This window comes from Tessaracoccus sp. OH4464_COT-324, from assembly GCF_003932855.1.
GTDB lineage: Bacteria > Actinomycetota > Actinomycetes > Propionibacteriales > Propionibacteriaceae > Arachnia.
On sequence record NZ_RQYZ01000009.1, the window covers coordinates 39,502 to 61,305 of the forward strand.

Annotated in this window: 23 protein-coding genes; 18 read left to right on the plus strand and 5 right to left on the minus strand. The window is 63.4% G+C overall.

Translation table 11 applies throughout. The annotated features are described in order from the left end of the window. The first annotated feature begins 107 nt into the window (after window positions 1-107). Entirely contained in the window at window positions 108-1,361 is a 1,254-nt protein-coding gene (locus tag EII42_RS06785; RefSeq protein ID WP_233558307.1) for a M18 family aminopeptidase, read from the plus strand. Here EII42_RS06785 and EII42_RS06790 read toward each other — a convergent pair. The 4 genes from EII42_RS06790 to EII42_RS06805 are packed head-to-tail and all read right to left on the minus strand — an operon-like array spanning window position 1,358 to window position 5,167. Further along, complete coding sequence (locus tag EII42_RS06790) at window positions 1,358-2,218, minus strand: ABC transporter ATP-binding protein (RefSeq protein WP_125171362.1); 861 nt, start codon at window positions 2,216-2,218, stop codon at window positions 1,358-1,360. The genes EII42_RS06785 and EII42_RS06790 overlap by 4 nt on opposite strands. After that, entirely contained in the window at window positions 2,215-3,174 is a 960-nt protein-coding gene (locus tag EII42_RS06795) for an iron chelate uptake ABC transporter family permease subunit (protein WP_125171363.1), read from the minus strand. The genes EII42_RS06790 and EII42_RS06795 overlap by 4 nt, the downstream gene beginning before the upstream one ends. Next, window positions 3,171-4,169 (minus strand): ABC transporter permease, encoded by a 999-nt coding sequence (locus EII42_RS06800; RefSeq protein ID WP_125171364.1) that lies wholly within the window; start codon window positions 4,167-4,169, stop codon window positions 3,171-3,173. Before EII42_RS06800 ends, EII42_RS06795 begins: the two co-directional genes overlap by 4 nt. Next, window positions 4,166-5,167 (minus strand): siderophore ABC transporter substrate-binding protein, encoded by a 1,002-nt coding sequence (locus tag EII42_RS06805; protein ID WP_125171365.1) that lies wholly within the window; start codon window positions 5,165-5,167, stop codon window positions 4,166-4,168. The genes EII42_RS06800 and EII42_RS06805 overlap by 4 nt, the downstream gene beginning before the upstream one ends. 125 nt (window positions 5,168-5,292) lie before the next feature. Between EII42_RS06805 and EII42_RS06810 the strand changes: the two genes are divergently transcribed. The 7 genes from EII42_RS06810 (at window position 5,293) to EII42_RS06840 (ending at window position 12,825) form a co-directional block, all read left to right on the plus strand. Beyond that, entirely contained in the window at window positions 5,293-5,850 is a 558-nt protein-coding gene (locus EII42_RS06810) for a GNAT family N-acetyltransferase (RefSeq protein WP_125171366.1), read from the plus strand. 64 nt (window positions 5,851-5,914) lie between these two features. Next, on the plus strand, window positions 5,915-7,006 hold the full coding sequence (gene ychF / locus EII42_RS06815; RefSeq protein WP_125171367.1) for a redox-regulated ATPase YchF: 1,092 nt from the start codon (window positions 5,915-5,917) through the stop codon (window positions 7,004-7,006). Next, the gene (locus EII42_RS06820) at window positions 7,003-7,359 is read left to right on the plus strand and encodes a hypothetical protein (protein ID WP_125171368.1); all 357 of its coding nucleotides are present in this window, start codon (window positions 7,003-7,005) and stop codon (window positions 7,357-7,359) included. The genes ychF and EII42_RS06820 overlap by 4 nt, the downstream gene beginning before the upstream one ends. 6 nt (window positions 7,360-7,365) lie before the next feature. Next, window positions 7,366-7,557 carry a hypothetical protein gene (locus tag EII42_RS12895; RefSeq protein WP_125171369.1) on the plus strand — a complete coding sequence of 64 codons (192 nt, stop codon included), beginning with the start codon at window positions 7,366-7,368 and terminating at the stop codon, window positions 7,555-7,557. 196 nt (window positions 7,558-7,753) lie between these two features. Beyond that, a complete protein-coding gene (locus EII42_RS06830) occupies window positions 7,754-9,055 on the plus strand; it encodes an ATP-binding protein (protein ID WP_125171370.1) in 1,302 nt (433 codons plus the stop codon). A 54-nt stretch (window positions 9,056-9,109) separates the two neighbouring features. Then, the gene (locus tag EII42_RS06835; RefSeq protein WP_125171371.1) at window positions 9,110-11,719 is read left to right on the plus strand and encodes a TrlF family AAA-like ATPase; all 2,610 of its coding nucleotides are present in this window, start codon (window positions 9,110-9,112) and stop codon (window positions 11,717-11,719) included. Between the two features lie 371 nt (window positions 11,720-12,090). After that, complete coding sequence (locus tag EII42_RS06840) at window positions 12,091-12,825, plus strand: class I SAM-dependent methyltransferase (RefSeq protein ID WP_199729820.1); 735 nt, start codon at window positions 12,091-12,093, stop codon at window positions 12,823-12,825. A gap of 78 nt (window positions 12,826-12,903) precedes the next feature. Here EII42_RS06840 and EII42_RS06845 read toward each other — a convergent pair whose 3' ends face one another. Further along, entirely contained in the window at window positions 12,904-13,704 is an 801-nt protein-coding gene (locus EII42_RS06845) for a class I SAM-dependent methyltransferase (RefSeq protein WP_125171373.1), read from the minus strand. 179 nt (window positions 13,705-13,883) lie between these two features. Between EII42_RS06845 and EII42_RS06850 the strand changes: the two genes are divergently transcribed. From EII42_RS06850 to EII42_RS06895, 10 genes are all read left to right on the plus strand, one after another. Further along, complete coding sequence (locus EII42_RS06850; protein WP_125171374.1) at window positions 13,884-14,405, plus strand: hypothetical protein; 522 nt, start codon at window positions 13,884-13,886, stop codon at window positions 14,403-14,405. Between the two features lie 152 nt (window positions 14,406-14,557). Further along, window positions 14,558-15,010 (plus strand): hypothetical protein, encoded by a 453-nt coding sequence (locus tag EII42_RS06855; protein ID WP_125171375.1) that lies wholly within the window; start codon window positions 14,558-14,560, stop codon window positions 15,008-15,010. After that, a complete protein-coding gene (locus EII42_RS06860) occupies window positions 15,010-15,324 on the plus strand; it encodes a hypothetical protein (RefSeq protein ID WP_125171376.1) in 315 nt (104 codons plus the stop codon). Before EII42_RS06855 ends, EII42_RS06860 begins: the two co-directional genes overlap by 1 nt. Then, a complete protein-coding gene (locus EII42_RS06865; protein WP_125171377.1) occupies window positions 15,321-16,391 on the plus strand; it encodes a hypothetical protein in 1,071 nt (356 codons plus the stop codon). Before EII42_RS06860 ends, EII42_RS06865 begins: the two co-directional genes overlap by 4 nt. Window positions 16,392-16,545: 154 nt before the next feature. After that, entirely contained in the window at window positions 16,546-17,568 is a 1,023-nt protein-coding gene (locus EII42_RS06870; protein WP_158676428.1) for a WD40 repeat domain-containing protein, read from the plus strand. A gap of 585 nt (window positions 17,569-18,153) precedes the next feature. Further along, entirely contained in the window at window positions 18,154-19,026 is an 873-nt protein-coding gene (locus EII42_RS06875) for a WD40 repeat domain-containing protein (protein ID WP_125171379.1), read from the plus strand. Between the two features lie 214 nt (window positions 19,027-19,240). Next, window positions 19,241-19,621, plus strand: a complete 381-nt coding sequence (locus EII42_RS06880; protein WP_125171380.1) for a metalloregulator ArsR/SmtB family transcription factor — start codon at window positions 19,241-19,243, stop codon at window positions 19,619-19,621. Then, window positions 19,618-20,571, plus strand: a complete 954-nt coding sequence (locus tag EII42_RS06885; protein WP_125171381.1) for a cation diffusion facilitator family transporter — start codon at window positions 19,618-19,620, stop codon at window positions 20,569-20,571. Before EII42_RS06880 ends, EII42_RS06885 begins: the two co-directional genes overlap by 4 nt. Window positions 20,572-20,575: 4 nt before the next feature. Further along, complete coding sequence (locus tag EII42_RS06890; RefSeq protein ID WP_125171382.1) at window positions 20,576-21,043, plus strand: isoprenylcysteine carboxylmethyltransferase family protein; 468 nt, start codon at window positions 20,576-20,578, stop codon at window positions 21,041-21,043. Then, entirely contained in the window at window positions 21,040-21,744 is a 705-nt protein-coding gene (locus tag EII42_RS06895; protein ID WP_125171383.1) for a hypothetical protein, read from the plus strand. The genes EII42_RS06890 and EII42_RS06895 overlap by 4 nt, the downstream gene beginning before the upstream one ends. The last annotated feature ends 60 nt before the right edge of the window (window positions 21,745-21,804 follow it).

Consider the following 21,804-nt stretch of genomic DNA (forward strand, 5'->3'; position numbering starts at 1 on the left):
GACAGGCGGCGGGCGGCGCCCTCATTCGGCGGTGCCGCGACTCGCCGTGCGGCGGGCCCAGGGTGGCCGGCGGGTGCTTGCCGAGGCGCGGGGATATGGTGGCAACCATGAATCAACACATCGCCGACCTGAAACAGTTCGTCATCGACTCGCCCACCTCCTACCACGCCGCCGCGACGATCGCACGCCGGCTGAGCGCGGCAGGCTTCAGCGAACTCGACGAGAAGCGCGATTGGGAATCGGTCACGGGCAGGAACTACATCGTCCGGCACGGCGCGGTGGTGGCCTGGATCGCGCCCGATGAGCTGGCCGGCGACGCCGAGGTGCGGATAGTCGGCACGCACAACGATTCGCCCGCCTTCAAGCTGAAGCCCGGCAATCCGCTGCGCAGCTCGGGCTGGACCCAGCTCGGGGTGGAGATCTACGGCGGCCCGCTGCTCAACTCGTGGCTCGACCGCGACCTCGGCCTGGCCGGACGTCTGGTCACCAAGGACGGCGCACAGCATCTGGTGAAGACTGGCCCGATCTGCCGGATACCCCAGCTCGCCATCCACCTCGACCGGGAAGCCAACAACGGCCTGAAACTCGACCGCCAGTTGCACCTGCAACCCATCATGGGAGCCAAGCGTGCCGGGGGGTTGCTAGACCTGCTGTGTGAGCAGGCCGGGATTTCGCGCGACGATGTGGCCTTCCACGAGCTATACACCTTCGACACGCAGCCCCCACAGGTGATCGGGCTGGACGGGGAGTTCCTGGCCTCCGGGCGGCTCGACAACCTCTCCTGCACTCATGCCGCGCTCGTCGCGTTCGAGGCCGCCCAACCGACCCGCAACATCCAGCTGTTCGTCTCGTTCGACCACGAGGAGGTGGGCTCCGACACCACGTCGGGCGCCAGCGGGCCGCTGCTTGAGGACGTCCTCTACCGGCTGGCCGACGGCTACGGGCTCGGCATGGGCGCCACCCGCGCACTGCTCGCGCGCTCGACCTGCGTCTCCGCAGACACCGGACACCTGGTGCACCCCAACTACCCCAACCACCACGACCCGATGGTGCGCCCAGCCGTCAACGCGGGCCCCCTGCTGAAGCTGAACGCGCAGCAGCGCTACGCCTCCGACGCGGTGGGCACCGCCCTGTGGCTGCGGGCCTGCGAGTTCGCCGGCGTCGAGACGCAGCCCTTTGTGAGCAACAACGCGGTGCCGTGCGGCTCCACCATCGGCCCCATCACCGCCACGCGGCTCGGCATCACCACGGTCGACGTGGGCGTGGGGCTGCTGTCCATGCATTCGGCGCGCGAAATGTGCGGCGTCGAGGATCCGGGGAAGCTGGCCGCCGCCTTGGCCGGCTACTGGGCGATGCCCTAAAACCTGTTGGTCAGGTCACGCCGGGCTGCGGCGCGTCCCGCGTCGGCCGCCAGCCCGGCGGAGGCCAGCGCCCCAGCGCAGCCGTTCGCGCCCGAGCGCGGCAGGTAGAAGTGGGCGATCGGGTTGCCCCCGCACTCGCCGATCTCCATCTCGACGTCGAACACCTCCCGCATGAGTTCCGCCCGCACGATCTCCTGTGGGGTGCCGACGGCCACCAGCCGGCCCTGCTTCATTGCGACGATCTGATCCGACCAACATGAGGCGTAGTTGATGTCGTGCACCACCAGCACCACCGTTTTGCCAAGCTCGTCGGCGGCCCGGCGCAGCGTCGCGAGCATGCTCAGCGAGTGGGCCACGTCGAGATTGTTCAGGGGCTCGTCGAGCAGCAGGTATTGGGTGTCCTGCGCGAGCACCATCGCGACGAAGGCCCGCTGCCGCTGCCCGCCGGACATCTGGTCGAGGAAGCGGTCGCGCAGGTCGGTCAGGTCCATCCAGCCGATGGCCTGGTCGATGATCTCCCGATCCCGTGCGGTGAGGCGGCCGTGGCTGTGCGGGAAACGGCCGAAGCCGACGAGATCCGCGACGGTGAGGCGGGCGGGCAGCTCGTTGGACTGCCGCAGGATGGCCAGCTTCCGGGCAAGTTCCCTGGAGTCCGCGTGCGTCACGTCGAGGCCGCCGACAGTGATCCGTCCGGAGTCGGAGTCGAGCAGCCGGGCGATCATCGACAGCAACGTGGACTTGCCCGCGCCGTTGGCGCCGACGATGGTGGTGATCCCGCCTGGGTGCAGGGTGAGGCTCACGCCATCGACGACGACCGACTTCGCGTAGCTCTTGGTGACCGACTTCACTTCAATCATTTGCTGCTCCTCAACACGAGCACGATGAACACGATGCCACCAACGAACTCGATGATGACGCTCAGCAGGGTCGCCTGTCCGAACCCGTGCTCCAGAATTGTCTGCCCCGCGACGATTAGCAGCGCCCCCAGGACGCCGGACATGGGCAGGGCATAGCGGTGTCTGGCCGAGCCGGCCAGCAGGTTCGTGAGCGCCGCCACGATCAGCCCGAGGAACATGATCGGCCCAACCAGTGCGGTCGACACCGCCACCAGGAGGATCGAGGCGAGCAGCACAGAACGGACGACGCGCCGGTAGTTGACCCCGAGCGAGACGGCGGGGTCGTGGCCGAGGAGCACCACGTCGAGGGTGGGGGATCGGCTCAGCAGCCAGGCCGACGCCAGCGCGACGATAGCCGCGCTCAGCCACATGAGGGCCGGGTTGACGAGGTTGAACGACGCGAAGAGGCTGCCTTGCAGCACGGTGTACGACGTGGGGTCGAGGATGCGCTGCAGCAGTGCCGTGGCGGAGCGCAGCACCGTGCCGAGCACGAGCCCGGCCAACACGAGGGTGTGCACGGAGCGGCGCCTGCGGCCGAACAGCAGACCGATCAACGCCAGGGAACACAGCATGATCAGGCCCGTGTTTAACCCGAACAGCGGGAGCGGGCCGATGACGGTGATGAAGCTCACCCCGAGCGTGAAGACCAGCAGAGTCTGCAGGAAAACGTAGAGCGCGTCCAGGCCCATGATTGACGGGGTGAGCAGCTTGTTGTGGGTCACCGTCTGGAATGCGACGGTGGCCACCCCGGTGGCCCAGCCGAGCAGCACCATGACCAGCAGCTTCGGCAGCCGCAGCTCCATGACGAAAGAGAAGCTGGTTTTGATGCCCAGGGTGAGGTTAAAGACAATGCCCACCGCAAGCAGCGCCACGGCGACGCCGATGCGGGTGAGGGGCGAGAGGAGGCGGGCGCTCATTGTCTGGTGAGCCTTCCGCTGAGCAGCAGAACGAGGAAGATGGTCCCGCCGAGCACGCCCGAGACGGTGCCTACGGGCAACTCGTAGGGCTGGTTCAGGGTGCGCGCGAGCAGGTCGCAAACCAACACGAAACCGGAGCCGAGGAGCACACACCAGGCGACGTTTCGTCGCAAGTTGTCGCCCAGCCACATGCTGATGAGGTTGGGCACGATGAGCCCGACGAACGGGATGGAGCCGACGACAACCAAGGTCACCGCGCTGGCGACGGCGACCAGCGACAGGCCGAGGTTGACGGTGCGCCGGTAGTTGAGGCCGAGGCCGGTGGCCAGGTCCTTACCGAGGGAGGCGACGGTCAGGCGGTCGGCGAACAGCCACACCAGCAGCCCGACGCCCGCCAGCAGCCACAGCAGCTCGTAGCGGCCGCGTAGGATTCCGGCGAAGTCGCCGGCCAGCCAGGTGCCGAGGGCCTGAAGCAGGTCGTAGTGGTAGGCGAAGTATGTGGTGCCCGCCGAGATCACGCCGCCGAGCATGATGCCCACCAGCGGAACAGCGACGACGGGCGCGGTGGGCGGGAGGCTGCGGACAAGCCTCGTGAAGATCGCGGTGCCGACGAGTGCGGTCAGCGCCGCGATGAACATCTTCACGGGCACCGGCGCCGATGGGTGGAGCAGGGTCACGGCGAGGATGCCGACGCTGGCGGACTCCGGGGTGCCCACGGTGCCGGGTTCGACGAAGCGGTTGCGCACGAGCAGCTGCATCAGCAGCCCGGCCAGAGCCAGTGCGGCGCCCGCCAGCAGCACCGCCACGGTGCGGGGGACACGTGACGCGTAGAGGATGAGTTCCTGCTCGGGGGTCAGCCCGTCGAGCAGCTGGCCGATGGCCAGATCCTGTGCTCCGACGAACAGGCTGACGGCGGCGAGGGCGAGTACAGCGACGAGACCGCCGACCCAGCGGATGCGCCAGGCGGCGGTGCTCGTCGGTTTGGTGTGGGTCATGCGTCCTTGGTGATCTCCTTGAGCATTTCGCCCACGTTGTCGACACCGTGGATCATCACATACCAGCGGCTGCCGTCGACGTAGTGCACCTTGCCGTTCTTCCAAGCGGTGGTGGCGTGCATCAGCTCGTTGTCGAGCACTTGGGCGGCGGCCTGTCCGCCTTCGTTGCCGATCGCCGCGTCGCGGTCGAGCACGTAGATGACGTCGGGGTTGGCTTGCTGGATGGCCTCGAAGGAGACCGCGTCACCGTGGGCCTGGGTGTCGTCGGCCTTCTTGTCGATGGCGGGCTTCATGCCCAGGTTGTCGTAGATGAGGTCGAAGCGGTTCTGGGGGTGGACGATGCTTACTTTGCCGCCGGAAACCATGAGGACGAGCACCTTAGCGTTGGTGTCGGTGGTGGCCTTGGCAGCGTCGATTTCCTTCTTCAGGGCCGCGAGCTTGGCGTCCACCTCGGTCTCCTTGCCCACAGCCTGCGCGACGAGCTTGGCGGCGGAGGAAACACCGTCGAAGAAGTCGCCTGCGGTGTCGTAGGTGACGTCGATCGTCGGGAACTTGGTCATGAGGTCCGGGGCGATCTTCGAGGAGCGGAAGCCTGCTATGACGAGGTCGGGGTTGAGTTGCGCGATGGCTTCGAGGTTGGGTTCCTTCAGCGCGCCCACGTCGGCGTACTTCGCGTCGTTGAACTCTTCGAGGGCCTTGGGGAGTTTGGTTCCCTTGGCGACGCCGACGACCTTGTCGCTCATGCCGAGGGCGCGCAGGGTGTCCAGGGCCCCGAGGTCGAGCACGACGATGCGCTGGGCCGGGCCGTCGAGCTCGGTGGTGCCGGCCTTGTGAGTGAGGGTGATCTTGCCGGCGGGCGCGGCGTCCGCGCCGGCGGTCTCGGACGCGGCTTTCGGTGTGTTCCCGCTGGCGCCGGAGGTCGGGGCATTCTGGGCGCAGGCTGTGCTGAGGGCCATGAGGCCGGCGGCCAGCGCGGCAGCCAATCGGTTGAGCTTCATCGTCTTCCTTCTGGTCGTTTCGGAGGCCGGGCTTGGCCCGATGACTTAGGGGAGCCTAACCCAGACAAATTAATCACGCAAAACATTCGTAATTACCGCGTGTCGAGCCGGTAGGGTGTTGCCCCATGGTGAATGAAGTGGGCCGGGCCTGCCTGGGCGCGGTGGTGCGCGCGGCGCGCGTCGATGAGGTGGCGGAGCTGTCCCGGCTGGCCGTGCGGACACTGCTGCCGATCTGCCCAACAGACCTCCCGCAAGCCGATATTCAATCATTCATCGACGATCACCTGACACCCGAACGGTTCGCTGGCTACCTGGTCAACGCCGAGGCGGAGGTGATCGTCGCGGAGCTCGACGGCCGGGCGCGGGGCTACGCGCTGCTCCTCTTTGGAGACGCTGCCCGCCCGCCGAGCAGCAGCGGTGTGACGGTCTACCCGGTGGCATTGTTGTCCAAATGTTACGTTGACGAAGAGTTTCACGGGGCCGGTGTGGGCAAGCTGCTGCTCGACGCCGCCCTCGACGTGGCGCGCCGCCGGCGCACGCGCGCCGTCTGGCTCAACACGAACCACCGCAACCATCGCGCCCAGCGCTTTTACGCCAAGCACGGCTGGCGGCAGACCGGCTGGCTTGACTTCGTCGTCGGGCAGATGGTGTATCACGATCCGGTGTTCATGTGCGACTGCTGAGCGGGCACGGCCGCTCGGTGCGCGCGCCTTGGGTGCAGCGACCGTCGCCCATTAGACTGCCGGAGTGGCACTCACTATTGGAATCGTCGGTCTGCCCAACGCAGGCAAGTCAACCCTCTTCAACGCGCTGACCCGAAACAACGTGCTCGCCGCCAACTACCCGTTCGCGACGATCGAGCCCAACGTCGGCGTGGTGGGGGTGCCGGACGCGCGCCTGGCGCGGCTGGCGGAGATCTACGGCTCGCAGAAGATCATCCCCGCCACCGTGAGCTTCGTGGACATCGCGGGCATCGTCAAGGGGGCCAGCCAGGGCGAGGGCATGGGCAACGCCTTCCTCGCCAACATCCGCGAGGCCGACGCGATCTGCCAAGTGACCCGCGTGTTTGAGGACGAGGACGTGACCCACGTCGACGGCCGGGTGGACCCCGCCAACGACATCGACACCATCACCACCGAGCTGATCCTCGCGGACCTGCAAACCATCGAGAAGGCGCTGCCGCGCGTCGAGAAGGAGGCGCGGATCAAGAAGGAGACGCGGCCGAAGCTGGAGGCCATGCGGGCCGCGCAGGAAGCGCTCGGCCGGGGCGTGGGCGTGCGCAACGCCGGGCTGGAACTGGACCTGCTCTACGACCTGCACCTGCTCACCGCGAAGCCGTACATCTACGTCTTCAACTGCGACCAGGACGAACTGGGCGACGACGAACTCAAAGCGCGGATGCGGGAGATCGTCGCGCCCAGCGAAGCGATCTTCCTGGACGCGAAGTTCGAGTCGGAGCTGGTCGAGATGGAGGAGGACGAGGCGCGCGAGTTCCTCGCGGAGATGGGGGTCGAGGAGCCCGGCCTCGACGTGCTGGCGCGGGTCGGCTACGACACGCTGGGCCTGCAGAGCTACCTGACCGCCGGCCCGAAAGAAGCCCGTGGTTGGACCATCAAGAAGGGCTGGACCGCACCCGAAGCCGCCGGAGTCATCCACACCGATTTCCAGAAGGGCTTCATCAAGGCCCAGGTGATGAGCTTCGCTGATCTCGACGAACTCGGCTCCGAAGCCGCAGTCAAAGCCGCCGGCAAGATGCGCCTTGAAGGCAAGGACTACGTCATGCAGGACGGCGACGTGGTGGAGTTCAGAACGGGGCTTACGTCCGGGGGTAAGAAGTGATTGATGCGCTGGGTAGCACTCTGCTGGGCGCTGTGGCAGGCGGGGCTGTCTCCTGGTTTCTGACGCTTTGGCAGATGCGCCGCGAGCGGAGCGAGCGGGTGAAAGACGCACAGCTGGACCTAGTTCGGCGCATAGTCAGGAACAAGAGCGGTGGGGCTGAGTTGGCATCGGCGCTGAACGAAGTGCCAGTGGTCTTTTCTGGAGATGATCGCGCCCTTAGTCTTTATCTTGCCGTGATTCCAGAATGCGGGGGTAAAGCGAATACGGAATTGGTCATTGACTTGCTGGTGCACCTCGCATCCTCTGTTGGCCTTAGAGTCGATCAAGAGCATCTAGTTAAAGGATTTCAATAATGAATTGTGGCACTGGGGAGTGCAGCGGAGTCATATCTGAAGGTCGTCTATCTCGATCACGACTTCCCGCATACTTCCGATAGTGCGGTTTGTGTTCTGCGTCTGCAGACGATTGGCGCTGACGCCGCCGACAGGCTCGCGAGGTTCCACCAGCTTGTCGTGGTGTCGCTGGATCAGTCCTTGTCCGAGATAGCGTGACGCTACGGCAGGCCGCAGAGATTGAACGGAGTGGGGCTCAAACTCAGCGCCTGATTCCCCGAGACCCCAGGGGACCGGCCCAGTCCTTGGTCGTGGGCCTCGGGTGCGCCAGAGGGCGCGTCGTGTGATCATGTCTGCTCTGTTATGGGGCTCATGTTTGCTTACCAGGGTGGCTCAAAAATGCTAGGTTGGGTCCATGAAGCTGACAGGTATCGTTCCGCGCCGGGTGAGCGAGGTCTTCGTGGAGCAGGTGCGGGTGGAGCCGGTGGTGGCGCTTCACGGTCCCCGATCGGTCGGCAAATCGACGGTTCTGCGCGCGTTCGCGGCGCAGGCGGGCAGTACCGTCATCGACCTCGACGACATCGAGGTCCGTGAGGCCGTGGAAGGGAACCTGGCGTCCGCTGTATCGACGGCTACGACGCTGTGCGTCGATGAGTACCAGCGCCTCCCGGACGTCCTGGACGCGATCAAGGCGCGCCTGAACCGAGAGGGAAGCAATCCGGGTACTGCGGTCATCACGGGATCCACGCGGCAAGATGCCTTGCCGCGCACGGCCCAAGCGCTCACGGGGCGCTTGCACTCGCACGTGATCTGGCCCTTGTCTCAAGGGGAGATCGTCGGCGTTCGAGAGGATTTCCTTGAGCGTCTGCTCGGGGACGTCGCGGCGACGGTGGCGGCGATCCCCACATCGACGACCGCGAGGGATGAGTACGTGGATCGGGTCTGCTCGGGCGGAATGCCGTTGGCGCTGCGCCGCACCGGGGCGTCGCGTGCGCGATGGTTCGATGACTTCGTCCGTGCTTCCGTCGAGCGCGATGCCGTCGAGCTCAGCCGAATTCGGGAGCGTCAGGCTCTCGCCGATCTGCTGGGGCACCTTGCCTCGCAGACCGGACAGTTGTTGAATGTCTCCGCTGGAGCGGAGGAGCTGGGGATCAACAGGGCCACCGCCGAGAGTCACCTGCGCCTGTTGGAGGATCTGCTCCTGGTCGTGCGGCTGCCAGCCTGGGGCAAGACGCTGCGTTCCCGGGTGAGCGTCAAGCCGAAGATCCACGTCGTCGATTCCGGACTTGCCGCACGGCTGCTTCGCCTCACCCCCGACAAGCTGCGGGGCATTGATCCGGCGGCGCTGACCGATTTCGGCCATCTTCTGGAGACGTTCGTGGTGGGGGAGGTCCGCAAACAGGCTTCGTGGCTGGGGGAGCCAGTTGCGCTCGGGCATTGGCGTACCAGTGACGGCGACGAGGTCGATCTCGTCATCGAGCGCGACGACGGACGCGTGCTGGCAATAGAGGTCAAAGCGAGCGAACGAGCGCCGGGCTCGGAGTTTCGCGGCATGGCTAAACTTCGTGATCTGCTCGGCGAGCGTTTCCTGGGCGGCATCATGATGACGACCGGCAAGCGCTCCTATACCTACCAGGATCGTCTGCATGTGATCCCCGTCGACCGCTTGTGGACGACCGTCGGCGGGTATGCGTCTGGTGCGGGGGCGAGGGGCTAGATCTGTTGGAGGCCCAGTGGAGTTCCGAAGCGGGCTTACGTCTGGAGGTAAAAGGTGATCAACACAGATGCGGGGGCGCGCTGGATCCGGGCTGCGTTGCAGGTCAACCCCTTCACCTATGAGGGGCGAAATTCGCCGAAGACATTCTTCAGCGACGAGGCTGCCTACAACTCCGCGCTCTTAGATACGTGTCAGGAAATGGGCATTAGCATGATCGCTGTGACCGACCATTGGTGCGTCGACTCGGCAGCGGGCCTTATCGCTGCCGCTGAGGATCGTGGAATCGTCGCCCTTCCAGGGTTCGAGGCGAACTCGTCGGAGGGGATTCACATCCTGGTCATCTTCGAGGCTGGGACACCTATTGCGACAATCGATGCTGCTATTGGTCGGTGCGGAGCCACCCCTGGGTGCAACAATGGGACTACTGGCGAACCATTTGCGAAGATCATGGAGCACATGACCGCTGCTGGAGCATTGCCTGTTCCCGCCCATGTGAACGTAGAGCCTGCCGGGCTGCTGACGACTCGCTCGGGCCAGCCGCTTGCGATGATGATTCTGCACGAGGATCTTCATGCCATTGGCGTATCGCCAAATGCCAAACTAGCCAAGGATCAGGAGGCGGTTGTCAACGGGAGCGGGATCTTTGAGCGTGTTCACCCTTTAGCAGTGATCCACGCCGACGACGTTATGGGTCCTCGTCAGCTGCGTCAACCCGGTGCAAGCACATGGTTCAAGGTCAGTTCGTGCTCGCTTGAGAGCTTGAAACTTGCAGTGAGGACACCAGAGACAAGAGTGTCCCTCGATGACCCACAGTCGAAGCCACAGCCCCGCATCAAGAGCGTGTCGTGGGTCGGGGGATACTTCGATGGGGTAACTGTGCCGATCTCCTCTGACTTGACAGCGCTCATCGGTGGAAGGGGCGCTGGAAAGTCAACTGTGATCGAGAGTATCCGTTATGCGCTCGAGATCCAGCCGATATCGGCCCAGATGGTTCGGGATCACAAGGCAATCGTTGACCAAGTGCTTAACGTGGGCACGATTGTGCGCGTTGAGGTTGAGAGCGTTGCTCCGACTCTCCAGAGCTACACCATCCAACGAGAGGTACCACATCCACCAGTTGTGCTGGATTCTGCGGGCATACGTACCAGTCTCGCTCCTGCTGACGTAATCGGGGCGGTGGAGGTATTCGGCCAGCATGAGCTGGCGGAGCTTTCTGGTGATTCAGATAGCATTGCCAAGCTCATCAGGCGCTTTAATGGCTCCGTCGGAGAAGATCCGGCGTTGGAGGACGTCCGCAAGCGGCTGCGTGAGAATCGAGAAGAACTCAGGAAAGCCGAGGAGGCCAAGGTAGAGCTTGAAGAGGAGTTAGCGCAAGCTGACCGTCTTGAGGAGCAACTCGATCGGTATAAGGAAACCGACGTGCCCGGTAAGCTTCGCGGGCACGAGCAGATTACTTTGGATCAAGCGGTATTCACAGAAGGGACGTCGCGGATAGCTGCGGCCAGAACCTTGCTGGACCAGTACCGAAAGTCGGCATCGCTGACGAATCTCGATGCGGTGATCGACAACATTGACGGTGCACCGCAGATGGAGCGACTGTCTCGCGTGAAGACCACTCTGGAGGATCTACGTCGAGTGCTGGAAGAACTTGGCGACCAGGCCGCTGACGCGATCAATGCAGCGCAGGCTGAGATCCAGGCTGCCCAGGCTGATTGGGAAGCTGCTACTAGCGTTGAGAGGGAGGGCTACGGAGAGGTGCTCCGATCTCTCGCTGATGAGGGGCTTGATCCTGGTAAATACATCGCAGCCAAGGAGAGGCTGGCGTCGATTAAAGCCGCAGCGCCTCGCCTGGATGCAAACGCCAAGGTGATCCGGGAATTGCTCGAAGCGCGCAGCGGCATGCTTGACGAGCTCCGTGCTCACGAGACGGACGCGACCGAGCGCCTGCACGAGGCGATCAGGTCTGCGAACAATGCCGCAGGGGGCGTTGTGGTGGTGAAGCCCTTGCCGACCAAGGACCGCTCACACGTCGTCGACTTGATTAAAGCTAAGGTCTCCGGTCAGAGGACGCAGATAGTCGCGGCTATCCAAGAACCGACATTCTCCCCGCAAGCGCTCGCCGAGGCGATCAGGGCTGGCACTGAAGAACTCGCTAAGTTGGGGATTCGGGGGGCGCAGGCGTCGAACCTGCTCGGGGTTGGAGAGGAACTGGCCCGCGAGCTGGAAGAGCTGACGTTAAGCCTCGGAGTCGAGGTGCTACTCATGATCGACGGACTGCAGGGGCTCCGGAGCCTCGATCAGCTCTCGAAGGGGCAGCGAGCCACCGCTTTGCTTCTACTTCTTCTCAGTGCTTCCGACGCGCCTCTGATCATCGACCAGCCAGAAGACGACCTTGACAACAATTTCATCTATAAGGGAGTGGTCCGGCACCTACGTGAACTGAAAGGTAAGCGGCAGATCATCGCGAGCACCCATAATGCAAACGTGCCCGTGCTTGGCGACGCAGAGCTCATCGTGGTCCTCGAAAACGATGGGGATCATGGGCGCCCGTCTGATTCGGGTGTTGGCTCGCTTGATGACCGAACCATCCGCTCTCTGGCGGAGAACATTCTCGAGGGCGGGCCAGCAGCCTTCAATGCCCGTCAGCACCTGTATGGGTTCTGACACCATGACGTCGTCAAGCATTGAGTCGTTGTAGGGTGGCAAGATGCGTCCAGCAACTGGTGTTCTCCAAGACCGTCCGGGATTCTGGGGGCATCAGGTTCGCGCTGATTTGAGTGCGGCTGACAAACCTGCTCGGTGTAACATTGTGGAGTTTAGGTTCAACGTGTAAGTGGGCTGGCCGGGGCAGTTTAAACTGAGCCGCGAGGGAATGGCGATGCGGGCTGCGTTCCCGGGCCGCTTCATTTGGGTGTTGGCTTGAGCGACGTGGCGCGGGCGATGCGGAGGAGTCGGCTTTTCGAAGCCGCGAGTTCTGTGGCCGTGGTCGGAGGTTTGATTGCCCAGGCGCTCCCGGATGCGCTTGGATGGAGGCCATGAGCTTCGACGACCCACGGATCGCAGCCATCTACGACATCGACAATCCGGACGGTCCGGATCATGACTTTTTCCGGGCCCTGGCCGGAGAGGCGGGGGCCAGAACGATCGTCGACCTCGGATGCGGCACCGGAATCCTGACCGTGACGCTCGCCGCCCCGGGCCGGCGGATCGTCGGCATCGACCCCACCCGAGCCATGCTCGACCACGCCCGACGTAGGCCGGGCGGCGAGCTCGTCGAGTGGCGGCTTGGCACCGCGGATCAGATCCCGCAAGGCGCGGCAGACCTGGTGTTGATGACGGGAAACGTCGCGATGCACATCGTCGGTGACGAGTGGTCCGCTGCCCTGTCGCACATTTCGGCGGGCCTGAAACCGGGCGGGATTCTGGCCTTCGAGCCGCGCAACCCGGCGGCTTGCGCCTGGAAGCAATGGCACATGCCGCCCACCCGGCGGCAGACCCCGGTGGGCCTGCTGCGGGAGTCGCTGAGGACCGACCCGCCCAACTCGCAGGGCGTGGTGGTGATGCACTGCCGCAACGAGTTTCTGGACGACGGGGACACGGCAGACTTTGAGCAGCGGCTTCAATTCCGCAGCTACCGACAGCTGTGCGCGGATCTGTTCCGCGCCGGTTTGACGGTGCGCGCCACCTACCGCGACTGGCGCCGTAGCCCGTTCGAGGAGGGCAGCGCAGAGCCGCTCATGGTGTTTGTTGCCGAGCGCTCCGACGGCTGACCGCTGAACATGGGTAGGCCCTGCTCCTGGGCGCAATCGCCAATCGACGTAGGCGAGGGCCGGCGACGTGCGGGCAGCTCACCGGAAGGTGATGGCCGCCTCATACATGCCTTTGACCAGCCGCATGGTGGCGAAGGTGGCGCGGATTGGCCAAGGCAGCAGGGATTTGTCCCTCAGATAGGTGGAAAAATCGTATTCGATGTGCACATCGGCTATCTGGGTGCTCCAGCCCCGGATGCTGCGGGGGTCGCGAAGGCGGAACGGCATCCGGGCGTCGGGGGTGCCGCTGCGGCGAATCATCCACTCGCTGACCGCTGTGACGCGAGGAGACTCAGCGTCGAAACAGAGCCTACCTCCCGGGAACCTATCAGCCAGCGCGCGCGTCAGTGCGCGGACCTCGGAAACCTCCAGGTAGTAGAACACCCCCGCCGCGACGGCCACCATGCCTCGGGAACCGTCTACGTCGTCGAGCCACCGGTGATCGGTGATGGAGTAGGCCAGATCCGCCTCCCGATCGGAGCGGTCAACCCACCGGTTGCGCGCCTCAAGAACCTCGGGGAAGTCGAGGTTGTAAACAGTTGCTTCGGGGTCGTCGAGCTCGTCTACCAGGCGGTCGAGACCACACCCAAGGTTCACGACGGCGGCCCCCGGGTGCTCCCGCAAATACTTGTTGATCTCGGTGATCGTGACCAGGTGGCGCAGCCCGTAGGTCACCGTCGGGAATAGGCCGACGTGTTCGGCAACGCTGCCCTCGGCGTCGCGGATCGCGACGGCCTGCTCCGCCCAAGGATCCCGAAACAGCCCAGGCCATTCGCGCGCGGCCCGAGCGCGTCCGATCAGGGGAAAGAAGAGTGTCTGCTGCACGTCGTTGAGGCCCATGTCGTTCCCTCATTCGGTCGGATGCCTGGCCCGGCCAGCCCACAGGGTGGCCGTCACACATATTAGGACACGTTGGGACAGCATTATTGCCGGGGTGGCCAACCGCGACCGCAGGAACACCCCAGATTCCCGAGCCGCGGCCGGGGTTGGATGAACCGATGGGGTGCTAGTCTTGTTGCATGCATTCAGAACAACAACATTTGCAGTTTGATGACCTTGCGATCGCATTCTTACAGAACCCCGATGAGTCGATAGCAAAGACTCTCCGTGAAGCTGTTAGTAACCTACCGGATTTTGAAATTGCGGCAAGAGGCTTGGCTGATTTGGTCCGAGCTGTGGATCGTGGAGAAGAAGACTTTGCTTTCACTCATCTAGTCCAGCAGAGGAAAGCGCTATTCCTAAGTCCGCTTGCTCACCAGCTGCTGAGTGATGGCTGGCGAAGGCGTGGAAAAAGTGATCTGGCTGACCTTGAGCAGCGGCTTGCTGCTGCAAGTTTGGCAGTCCTGCTGGAATCTGGTGATGGCTCTGAGGGGCGGCCTTACGTGGTTCTAAGAGTGTCTGACGAGTATGACGTTCTTCGCTACCTAAGCTTTCACTATGCGTCGCAGGGGGTTGTCTCACTTACTCCTCGTAAGGATGTATTTATTAGTTCGAATGGGGGGCGACTGTTCTTTGAGTTTTTTCAGGGAGGAGTGCTGTGAGGTTTCGAGAAAGCTCCCAGGCTATAACGGTCTTGGAAAGCCGGACAGCTTCGGCTTTAATCTCTCTCGTAGAATTCACGGATGGCCGCTGCACGGCACTGCAACTACGACCCGCGGTGACGAATGTAGACCTGGATGCTCTAGGTGAGAGATTGTCTGCGGACGCGCAGCTTATTAACCAGGCTTGGGCGCAACACCGCCAAGAGGTGCTGTCCGCGACGATGAGCGAGTATGCTGTCGCAGATACCGCTTCCATGCAGGTCGTTCTTGACTTTGCCAAACAAGTCCGTGATCAGATCGAAGACGCGGAAGCGTGTCCTGCCGTTTCGCGTGGTGCCGGTGAGAGTCGAATCGAGGCCGAATCGGTTTCGCTGATTTGTGAAGGGGATCGCATTGTCCGAGTCGAAGTTTCACTTCCCATGGGCGTGGATCGAGTGAGGCAGCGAATAGAGTCGGGGATGATGTTGGCCATTAATTCCAACCTGGAGCGGCGAGACTCTGATGTAATGACGGTAATGGAAATCGCCCAAAAGGAAAACTCCGGCTCTCTTCAATGGGACGAGTTGGCCGAAGAAATCATTAACCAGAAGAAGGGAATCTATTGATGAGTGATGTAGTCTTCTCTCCGTCATCATGGATGAAATGTAGCCAAGAAGTCGAGGAAATTAGACAAGGATTCCAGGAGGTTACTCAAGATATTCTTTTCCCGACCCCTGAGCGAACTGAATATCAATCGGCCGTGGACAGGACCCTCTGTGAAGGAATGTTGGGGCTTCATCCGAAATGGTTCAACTCAATTGGAAACATGGTCGAGAAGCTAAACTCTGATTCATCGAAGATGGCAGCAACGGCAAACAATTATCAGGCGGCGGAAACTTCTTCGGAGTATGTAGTCCGCCGCTACTGGAGCTACAAATGATAGAAAACGTAATTTACGCAGCTGCTGGGGTATACCCGCCTGTTATTAGCCCTGAATCGTTCGATGCGAGAAGTCGGAAATATGCTGAACTGGCTAGCGTGTCGGCAGACCTCAGCCACGACCTGCGCTCCGCCGTGCAGACTGTACTACGTAAAAACGAAGGGCCGACGGTAGATGCATTTTATCAGCGTATGCAGGGTGCGGGTTCCGCTCTTCATCAATTCGAGAGGATCAGCGAACGAGCGGCTGCTGCCTCTGACGCATTTGAAGAGATAGCCCGTCTACTGTCCGACACGCGCTCCAAGATGCAGGCACGAGCCAAAGAGGCGGCGCACGTGATCATGATGCTGCTGCGAACCATGGACTATACCACTAAGCCCAAGGTGAGGTTCATTCTGGAGACGGCTCAAGAAGACCTTCGGCGTCTTGAAAACAAAGCCGCAGCGAAAGCGTCATGGCTGATCTACTCCGCCTATCCTCCCGGGCTGATAGATATCTCTCGACAGCGGCCGAACGAATCCTTGACCCCTCAAGTCGAGTCCACCTGGGACAGCTTGTCTGATGAACAGAAAGAGAGAATTCTCCGCCTGCTGGCCGAAGATTATGCGAAGCAGCATGGGATTAAGGTGCCGCCGATTGAAATAGTGCCATCGGATAAGGCGTTTTTCGTGACGGAAACGGTAACTTCTGATGGAGAGAAAGAAAAGACGCTGGCTCCCTACAGGGGTCTATGGGAGGGCGGTGTCCTCAAGATCAATCGTGATAGCCTTAAGGACGCTGTTGCCATGAACGTTATCATCCATGAAATGACCCATGCTGTACAGCACGAAGCCAACAGACTCGTCGAGGGTAGACGCTTTTGGCCGGCCGGGCCGACGGATTTCCGCAGGCTTGGTCTGACTCCCGAGGAAGCGGAAAGGCTCTACGAGTCCAGCAAGCAATACCGTAACTCCGGGGAGTACTACGGCCGAGCCCCGGTTGAGATTGACGCTGGGCGTGCGACGAACGAGTTTTCTGACGACCTCACGGTGGCCAAGCTGAAGGAATATGTGCGCCGTGTCAGCTGATTTTTCTCGTCGGTGGTTGTTGGCCGGTGGGGCGCTGAGCCTAGCCGGTTGCGTGGATTCTTCAGGGCTGTCCTCGGGGGATGGTTCCGCTGCGGTTGAGCAGTGGACGGCCACTTCTCCTTCCTCTGTGCCTGAGATGCCGAAGGTTCCGAGGGTGAGTGGCTGTGAACTGAGCTCGTCTGGCTCCGGAGGCTACGGTTTGTGTGGAACCTCCGACAGCTTCGACATCATCACCGATGCTGTGTATATGTCTGGGCTGTATGTTTCGCCCGATGGAGCCTGGGTCGCTACGGGGCATCAGGGGAGGATGTATGTGTGGAACTCGACGACAGGGCAAGTATCTTTCGATGCGGGTTATATTCCGTTTGTAGAGTTTGCAGCTTGGAGCGTGGATAGCGCGGAGTTTGTGGTTGCGGACTGTAAGAATATTCGCCGTTATGATGCGGCCTGCGGTGGCTATTTCGGTAGCTATTCTGGGCACGTAGCCAAGCAGGTCAGCCATTTCATGACGCTGGTGCGCGACGGTAAGTTCACCCCGGATGGCACGAGGCTGTTGACCTTGGGGGCGGATAATACTATTCGGGCCTGGTCGGTCGCCAGCGGGCGGCAGATTGGTCAGGCTAAGCCAGATAGAACGGGTCACTCCTTCCTGCTGGCTCCAGACGGAACGCGCGCTACGCTGATCCACCAGGAATTGGACGAAGAGGGCAACACGCGGAGCCGGTATCAGCGGTCGTTCGACCCGAACACGCTGTTGCCGACCGGGGACTGGGAGGAAACCACCGACAGGTGGCTTTCCCGTTTCCTGGGCGACGACAAGCTGCTTTGGGAAAGTAAAGAGGGCGCTTTTGTGACCAATCTGGATGGGGGAGATGAACAGGCTCTGCTCCCTGACGACAAAGAGTGGGGCTGGTTCGGTTACTCTGCATCGACCGACAATTTCCTCATTTCTTTCAGGTCTGCCGGCGTCGCTATCGTCAGCCTGGATGGCCGCCGGGTGATCATCCCCAATCCTGAGGATGAGGGGAAGTACACGATAAGCTATTTCTTTAGCACGGGAGAGTTCAGTCCGGACGGTTCGATTGTTTACCTTGTGCATCCGATAACGGGCCCGGCCGCCTACGACGCGGCGACCGGCGAGAAGCGGCTGCAATTCGAGACCCCGGCGAGTGAGTGAGACCGACGTTGATGACTAATGCTACGCCTGAACCGAGGCGGCCAGCCTTGATCTGCTAGGGGCGCCCGCACCTCGTCGCACGCGGTGCGGGCGCCGCCTGGGGGGTAAGGCTGGGAATCATCACTTATTCCGGGCCGAAGGCACAGGCCGGTGACCCAAGCTGGAGTTATCCTGGCTTTGACGGCGTTTGCCTTGTCGTCACGGAACCGCGGTGAGTATCCCGTCGCGGTTGCCTAGTGTGTCGGTATTTGATTTTGAGAGGTTTTTATCGTGTCGGCGCTTTTTTCTCGCAGGTGGTTGCTTGCTGGCGGGGCGTTGGGCCTCGCTGGTTGCTGGGATTCTTCTCTAGTATCGGAGGATAGCTCCACTGCGGTTGAGCAGTGGACGGCCACTTCTCCGTCCTCTGTTTCTGAGTTGCCGAAGGTCCCGAGGATTGCTGAATGTGACCCGCGTTCGGTGGGTTCCGAGGGTGATCATTTTTGCCGGACTGTTGGGAGTTTCGACATCATCACCGATGCTTCGTATGCACCTGAACTGCTTGTTTCGCCCGATGGGTCCTGGGTTGCAGCGGAGTACCAAGGGAAGATGTATGTGTGGGACTCCACGACAGGACGGGTGTCCTTCGACGTGGGTTCCGTCCCATTCGTCGGCTTTGAGGCATGGAGCGTGGATAGCGCGGAGTTTGTTGTAGCCGACTGTAAGGAGATCCGTCGTTACGACGTGGCGTGCGGCGGCTACTTCGGCGGTTATGCGGGGCACGTAGCCAAGCAGGTCGACCACTTCATGGTGCTGGTGCGCGACGGTAAGTTCACCCCGGACGGCACCAGGCTGCTGACGCTGGGCGCGGATGGCACGATTCGTGCCTGGTCCGTCGCCAGCGGACGCCAGATTGGTGACGCAAAGCCCGACCGGCCAGGAGACTTTCTTCTGCTGGCTCCAAGCGGATCGTATGCGATGCTGGTGCGCCGAAAGCGCGACGAGAACGGGGCATGGCAGGGTACCGACTACCGGCTGTTCGACCCCAACACCCTGCTGCCCACCGGAGACTGGCAAAAGGCTCCCGAAGAATGGCCGCGCGGTTTCCTCGGCGAGAGAAGGGCGATTTGGGACGGGGAGAGCGGAGTCGTTGCTGCCAGCGTGGACGATCCCCGGGGCGAGGCGCTGCCGCCCGAGGAGAAAAGCGCCCACCTTCTCGCGGTTTCGGCCCCGAGCGAAAGCTATGTCGTCGGGCTGCCCGCCACATCTGAAGCCGCCATCGTCCGAGCCGATGGGCAAATCACGATGATTTCGGCGGTGCCCGCCGAGGACGGCCAGAGCGTGATCTACGACTTCGCGGGCGGCGGGTTCAGCCCCGACAGTTCGATTGTTTACCTCGTGCATCCGATAGCGGGCCTGGCCGCCTACGACGCCGCGACGGGCGAGAAGCGGCTGCAATTCGAGACCCCGGCGAACAGCTGACTGGAGCCTGCCAGCCGCAGCACGGCTGCGCAGCAGGTTCCGCTGCGCAGCCGGCGGTCTTGCGGCTGGCGTGCCCAATCCCGGGTGGGTCCCGGAGCGAAACTCGCCCTTGGCCGTCGGGCGCGGAGAGATGGAACCGACGGCTCCCGGGCCGACGCCCGGGTCGTCGGTCCAACTCCGAAAATTGATCGCCACTCGGTGTTATCATCGCTCTATGGCGATTGAAGAATCCGAGGCTGAGTTCCACGGCCTGGACGAGGGTAACGCCCACGCGCTGCTGTTCCACGCGCTCTCCGAGCCGACGCGGCTCGCGATCCTGCAACACCTCGCCACCGGCGAGCACAGAGTGCGCGACCTCGTCGAGCACATGCACCTGGCGCAGTCGACGGTGAGCAAGCACCTCGCCTGCCTCAGGGACTGCGGCCTGGTCAACCACCGCGCCGAGGGGCGGTCCTCCTGGTTTTCCCTGGCCCACCCCGAGCTGCTGGCCGCCCTGCTGGGCAACTCCGCCGCGCTGCTCGCGGCTTCCGGCCGGACGCTGTCGCTCGGAGAACACGAGCTGCGGGCGGCCATGCTCACCAAGGACGAGCCATGAGCCACGCCCACAGCCACGCCCACGCGCACCTGCCCGGCCACACGGCCACCGACGTCGGCGCACGTCGGCGACTGCTCGTCGCCTTCTGCCTCGCGGCTGTCATCGTGCTCGCCCAGACGGTGGGCAGCATCGTCACCGGCAGCCTGGCGCTGCTCACCGACACCGCGCACGCCCTGGCGGATGCCTCGGGGCTGCTCGTGGCGCTGATCGCGGCCAACATGATGCTGCGCCCGCCCAGCAGCCGACGCACCTGGGGTTTCGCGCGGATCGAGGTGATAGCTGCGCTCGGCCAGTCGGTTCTGCTGCTGGTGGTTGGGCTGTACGCCGCCGTCGAAGGGGTGCACCGCCTGTTCGAGCCCGCGGAGGTGCCGCCTACGGAGCTGCTCGTCTTTGGCGTCGTCGGCCTGCTCGCCAACCTGGCGGGCGTCGCGGTACTCGCGTCCCACCGCAGCGCCAACTTCAACATGCGCGCCGCCTTCCTGGAGGTGCTGAACGACGCGCTCGGCTCGGTGGGGGTCATCGTCGCTGCTGCGGTGATGCACTACACCGGCTTCCATCGTGCCGACACCATCGCCGCGCTCTTCATCGCCGCGCTGATCGTTCCGCGAGCCTTCCGCCTGCTTCGCCAGACCCTGAGCGTCCTGATGGAGTTCGCACCGCCCGGGGTCGACCTCGACGAGGTGCGCCGCCACATCCTGGCGCTGGAACACGTCAAGGAGGTGCACGACCTGCACGCCTCGACGATCGGCACCGGGATGGCGGTGCTGTCCGCCCACGTCGTCGTGCAGGACGAATGCTTCGTCTCCGGCCACGCCCCGCACATACTGGAGCGGATCACCCAATGCGTGGCCGAGCACTTCCCGGTGGCCTTCCACCACGCGACGATCCAACTCGAAACCTCCGCGCAGCGGGCGCGGGGGTCGGAGGGGCATCCGGCATGCCTAGGATGAGCGCATGAGGATTCCTCCCGTGGCCCTGTTTGCTGCGGCGGCCGCGGCCCAGGCGAAGCTGCCCCGCCGCGCGCGGCGGCACCCGGTCCCGACGGCGCTGGCTGCGGGGCTCGCGCTGGCGTCGGCCGGGCTCGGTTTGGCGGCCGTGGCCCGGTTCCGCGCGGCCGGCACCACCGTCGATCCGGTCGACGTGGAGCGCAGCAGCCGGCTCGTGCAGGACGGCCCGAACTCACTGACTCGAAACCCGATGTACGTCGCGCTCGCGGTGCTGCTCGCGGCCCACGCGCTGTGGCGACGGGCGGCGTGGGCCGCGCTGCCCGTCGCCGTGTTCGTGTTCGCCATCGACCGCTGGCAGATCCCGGCGGAGGAGGCAGCGCTGCGGGCCCGCTTCGGTGCAGCCTTCGACGACTACTGCTCCCGCGTGCCCCGCTGGCTTGGGCTTCCGGAACCGCCTGGCCGGAGCCGGACATGACAGCCGACGGCGGCGCGGGCCGCGCGGAGGGCGCCGAGGAAGACGAGCGCCCCGGCCTGACGGCGGCGCTCGGCGCCGGTGCGGCCGGCGCGGCGGTGGTGCTGTTCATCCTGCTGCGGATCATGGCGGTGGCGCACTGGGACTGGTTTGTTGCCGGTGAGGTCGCGGACTCGATGGACTTCTCCGACCTGCTCGGTGTCGTGCTAGGCACCCTGTTTGGGCGGCCCCACCTCACCGCGGTCGGGGTGATGTGCGTCGCGCCGCTCGCGCTGGCCGACCTGTACTGGTACGTTCGCCGACACCGGCGGGCCACCATCGGTCGGCTCCTTCTGGTGGCTTTCCTGGCGGCGGCGGTTTTTGCGCTCACGACCACGCTCGGCATCGTGTGGTTGCCCGTCGGCATAGCGTTCCTCACCGCGATCGTCGGCGCGCTCAGCGTGTGGTGGATGCGTGGCGCGACGGACGTGGTGCACCGGCTGTTCCGGCTCACCGGCGGCGTCGCGCTGGTGCTCACGTTTGCGTTCTCCGCGCTGGTGGACACCCCGTGGCAGCTGCGCGAACACATCGAGATGGAGCAGGGCATCATTGATGGGTATGTCCTGGAGGTGACGCCGGGCTTCGTCCGGGTACTCACCGAGGAGCCGCGCGAGGTCAAGTTTCTGCTCACGAGCCAGATAAAGTCGCGCACGATCGTCGAGTGAATTGGGGGCAATGGTCGCGAAAAGCCGACCGACCTTGCCCTACCTGACCCCGACGTGTGG

Coding starts and splice junctions, on each gene's coding strand:
- EII42_RS06785 (WP_233558307.1), top strand. CDS start 108: ATGAATCAACACATCGCCGACCTGAAACAGTTCGTCATCGACTCGCCC.
- EII42_RS06795 (WP_125171363.1), bottom strand. CDS start 3,174: ATGAGCGCCCGCCTCCTCTCGCCCCTCACCCGCATCGGCGTCGCCGTG.
- EII42_RS06805 (WP_125171365.1), bottom strand. CDS start 5,167: ATGAAGCTCAACCGATTGGCTGCCGCGCTGGCCGCCGGCCTCATGGCC.
- EII42_RS06860 (WP_125171376.1), top strand. CDS start 15,010: ATGAGTGATGTAGTCTTCTCTCCGTCATCATGGATGAAATGTAGCCAA.
- EII42_RS06810 (WP_125171366.1), top strand. CDS start 5,293: ATGGTGAATGAAGTGGGCCGGGCCTGCCTGGGCGCGGTGGTGCGCGCG.
- EII42_RS06880 (WP_125171380.1), top strand. CDS start 19,241: ATGGCGATTGAAGAATCCGAGGCTGAGTTCCACGGCCTGGACGAGGGT.
- EII42_RS06790 (WP_125171362.1), bottom strand. CDS start 2,218: ATGATTGAAGTGAAGTCGGTCACCAAGAGCTACGCGAAGTCGGTCGTC.
- EII42_RS06850 (WP_125171374.1), top strand. CDS start 13,884: ATGCATTCAGAACAACAACATTTGCAGTTTGATGACCTTGCGATCGCA.
- EII42_RS06845 (WP_125171373.1), bottom strand. CDS start 13,704: ATGGGCCTCAACGACGTGCAGCAGACACTCTTCTTTCCCCTGATCGGA.
- EII42_RS06875 (WP_125171379.1), top strand. CDS start 18,154: ATGTATGTGTGGGACTCCACGACAGGACGGGTGTCCTTCGACGTGGGT.
- EII42_RS06830 (WP_125171370.1), top strand. CDS start 7,754: ATGAAGCTGACAGGTATCGTTCCGCGCCGGGTGAGCGAGGTCTTCGTG.
- EII42_RS06840 (WP_199729820.1), top strand. CDS start 12,091: ATGAGCTTCGACGACCCACGGATCGCAGCCATCTACGACATCGACAAT.
- EII42_RS06885 (WP_125171381.1), top strand. CDS start 19,618: ATGAGCCACGCCCACAGCCACGCCCACGCGCACCTGCCCGGCCACACG.
- EII42_RS06865 (WP_125171377.1), top strand. CDS start 15,321: ATGATAGAAAACGTAATTTACGCAGCTGCTGGGGTATACCCGCCTGTT.
- EII42_RS06895 (WP_125171383.1), top strand. CDS start 21,040: ATGACAGCCGACGGCGGCGCGGGCCGCGCGGAGGGCGCCGAGGAAGAC.
- EII42_RS06890 (WP_125171382.1), top strand. CDS start 20,576: ATGAGGATTCCTCCCGTGGCCCTGTTTGCTGCGGCGGCCGCGGCCCAG.
- EII42_RS06800 (WP_125171364.1), bottom strand. CDS start 4,169: ATGACCCACACCAAACCGACGAGCACCGCCGCCTGGCGCATCCGCTGG.